Source organism: Mesorhizobium sp. M7A.F.Ca.US.006.04.2.1, from assembly GCF_004022915.1.
GTDB lineage: Bacteria > Pseudomonadota > Alphaproteobacteria > Rhizobiales > Rhizobiaceae > Mesorhizobium > Mesorhizobium ciceri.
The window spans coordinates 1-2,068 of record NZ_RZQA01000995.1 but is presented as its reverse complement, the minus strand read 5'-3'; the positions used below and the strand labels follow the sequence as shown (position 1 = coordinate 2,068).

At 62.6% G+C, this 2,068-nt stretch carries 2 protein-coding genes; both read right to left on the bottom strand.

From position 1 onward, the window contains the following. Positions 1 to 771, bottom strand: a 771-nt coding sequence (locus EN925_RS33325) for an ABC transporter permease (protein ID WP_164894571.1), incomplete at its 3' end; no start/stop codon positions are given. Positions 772 to 794: 23 nt separating this feature from the next. Beyond that, positions 795 to 1,910, bottom strand: a complete 1,116-nt coding sequence (locus EN925_RS33320) for an ABC transporter substrate-binding protein (protein ID WP_127368572.1) — start codon at positions 1,908 to 1,910, stop codon at positions 795 to 797. Positions 1,911 to 2,068 lie beyond the last annotated feature (158 nt).

The window sequence follows — 2,068 nt, the reverse complement described above, 5'->3', positions numbered from 1 at the left end:
CACCAGCACGACGCTGATCGCTGCACCCAAGCCCCAGTCCGGGCTCTGGAATATCCTGAGATAGATCAGCTCGGCAATCATGACGCTGCGGCCGCCGCCAAGGATCGCTGGCGTGACGAAGAAGCCGAGCGAGAAGACGAAAACGATCATCGCCGCGCCTATGATGCCGGAGCGCGTCATCGGCACGAACACCGTCCAGAAGGTGCGCATGCGGCTGGAGCCGAGCCCGCGCGCCGCCAGGAGCACGCGGTCGTCGAGGCTGCGCATGGCCGATGCCAGCGGAAAAACGGCGAAAGGAATGAGGAAGTGCGTCATGCCGACGATGACGCCGAATTCGTTGCGCACCAACGCCAGCGGTTCGGAAATGAAGCCGATCGCCTGCAGCCACGTGTTGATCAGGCCGCGATTGGAGAGCAGCGCCACCCAGCCGAAGGCACGGGTCAGCACGGAAATCCAGAAGGGAACGAGAATGCAGAACTCGGCGATCAGGCGCTGTGCCGGGGTTCCACGCACCCAGACGACGGTGATGGCGTAGGCAGCGGCCACCGAGACCACGGTGACGACCGCCGCGATGCGCAGCGTGCGGATGAACACCGACTGCACCAGATCGTCGGTGAGCAGCGCCTCATATTGGCCGAGGCCGGGCGTCGGCAGCGTAAAACTCCATTTGACGACGCCAAGGAACGGCCAGGCATAGGCCAGGACAAGAAACAGGAGCAGCGGCGCCATCAACAGCGCCGCGCCCATCCTGTCGGAGAGATAGGATCTCATTGACCCGATTACCCCGGCCCTGATCAGGCCGAGATGATCTTGGTGTATTCGTCGAGCGCCGGCCCGTAGTTCTTGGCGTACCAGTCCATGTCGAGCGCGATCTGCTTCTTCATGTTCTCGGGATCGACCGGGTTGATGCGCTTCTTGTCGGCCGTGATCAGCGCGTCTGCCGCCGGGTTTGCAGGACCTTGGCCGAGCTTGTCGAACATGACCAGCTGCTTTTCAGGGTCCTGGGCACTGGCGATGAACCTCATCGCAGCGTCCTTGCCGCCGGGGTTGTTCTTGAGCACGGCCAGCGCACCGGGCGAGATCAGTCCCTGATCCCAGATGAACTTGATCTTGCCGCCCGAATCCTGCTCGATCAGCGAAGCGCGCGTCGACCAGACGATCGCCATCGAGGCCTCGCCATTGAGCAGCACGCTCTGGCTTTCGGCGCCGCCACCCCAATAGGCAACGACGTTTTCCTTGAACGCGGCGATCTTGTCATGGGCGCGCTTGAGGTCGAGCGGGTAGAGCGACGCCGGCGCGATGCCGTCGGCCAGAAGTGCTGCTTCCCAGCTCGATACGCCCCATTTGTAGAGCGAGCGCTTGCCGGGGAATTTCTTCACGTCGAAGAAATCGGCCATGCCGGTCGGCGCGTCCTTGCCGTACTTCTCGGAATCATAGGCAATGACATAGGAGAAGAAATAGGTCGAGGCGGCGTATTCCCAACCAAAGCCGGGCCGCATCTTCTTCTTGTCGACGATGTTGTAATCGATCGGCTCGAGAGCCCCTTGGGCGCCGAGCGTGATGGCCGAGAAGGGGTCCACGTCGACGAGATCCCAGGTCGGCGCGCCGCTCTTGAACTGCGCTGCGATGGCGCCTTCGGTCGGACCCGAACCGTCCATCTTGACGGCGATGCCGGTGTCCTTGGTGAAGGCCTGGCCATAGGCGGCATCATAGGCAGTGATGGCATCGCCACCCCAGTTGACCAGCACCAGTTCCTTGGCCTGCGCAAAGGCACCTGTCGAGCGCAGCAGCATCGGCGTGCCGGCCAGCACGAGTACCGCCAGCTGTGTGAACTGCCGGCGCGAGATCTCGCCGCGACCTGCCCTGGCGGACAGGCTCTCGACGGCTTGTTTTTTGGTGTCATGTGTCATGTCAGTTCCCCTTTTTTGTTGTTGATAGTGCCGGAAAGCGGTGGAGCGATATCTCGCCACACCGTCGTCATTGCCCTCCATGCGGAAGGAGGAAACCCTTTTCCGCCGGCCAGGTGAGCCAGACGGAATTGCCCTTGCTGAGCGCTGCGGCCGCCACC

Coding starts and splice junctions, on each gene's coding strand:
- EN925_RS33320 (WP_127368572.1), bottom strand. CDS start 1,910: ATGACACATGACACCAAAAAACAAGCCGTCGAGAGCCTGTCCGCCAGG.